Origin of the sequence: Allokutzneria sp. NRRL B-24872, from assembly GCF_002155965.1 — a bacterium.
Lineage (GTDB): Bacteria > Actinomycetota > Actinomycetes > Mycobacteriales > Pseudonocardiaceae > Allokutzneria.
Map to the genome: position 1 here is coordinate 1 of NZ_MUMH01000301.1, position 830 is coordinate 830.

Genomic DNA, 830 nt, shown 5'->3' on the forward strand with positions numbered 1-830 from the left:
GCCCGCGAGCTCGCGGGCAGTCGTGGTGTTTTGCATGGTCTCGAACATACGACATGAAATTGGTGATCGTGCAATTTGGGGCGAGTTATCCACATGTCCACAAGAAAAACGGAGTTGTTTGAGCTGGGTTGGCTCTCCTGTGGATAGTTTTCTGGACAAATTGGCCCACGTGTGCTTTCTGTGTTTCTCTGGAGTGCTTTGTCGCCACGACGAAGGACTCGATCGCGCCTCTGGACCGGCGGCTGTCACAACCTTCCCCTCCTGTTCGTCAAGGAAGTAGCGATCAGAGGTGAGGGGGACGGGTGAACGGCGACAACTGGCTCCTAGGGCAGTTCGAGGAGGAACGCGGCCGCCTGCGTGCCGTGGCGCTCAGGATGCTCGGTTCGGCGAGCGAAGCCGAGGACGCCGTGCAGGAGACGTGGCTGCGACTGAGCCGTGCGGCCGTGGGTGAGGTGCGCAATCTCAGTGGATGGCTGACCACTGTCGTTGGTCGCGTCTGCCTGGACATGCTGCGCTCACGCGCGTCACGAAGGGAGGAGCCGCTGGACGAGAACGTGCCGCGGCAGGTCGAATGCGGTGATCCGGAATCCCAAGCGCTCCAAGCCGATTCGGTTGGTCTTGCGCTGCTGGTAGTGCTGGACACGCTTGGGCCCGCCGAGCGGTTGGCGTTCGTTCTCCACGATCTGTTCGGAGTGCCCTTCGAAGCGATCGCCTCGATCGTGGGGCGCAGTCCTGCTGCCGCGCGGCAGTTGGCGAGTCGCGCGCGGCGACGGGTTCGTGGTTCTGAGCAGAACGGTGAGACAGATCAGGCTAAGGGCTGTCTCGTAAGT

Annotated in this window: 1 protein-coding gene; it reads left to right on the forward strand. The window is 61.9% G+C overall.

Annotated features, from left to right (window positions below; translation table 11 throughout):
- Positions 1-302 precede the first annotated feature (302 nt).
- On the forward strand, positions 303-830 hold a 528-nt coding region (locus tag CCN37_RS37600; RefSeq protein WP_143262033.1), incomplete at its 3' end, for a sigma-70 family RNA polymerase sigma factor.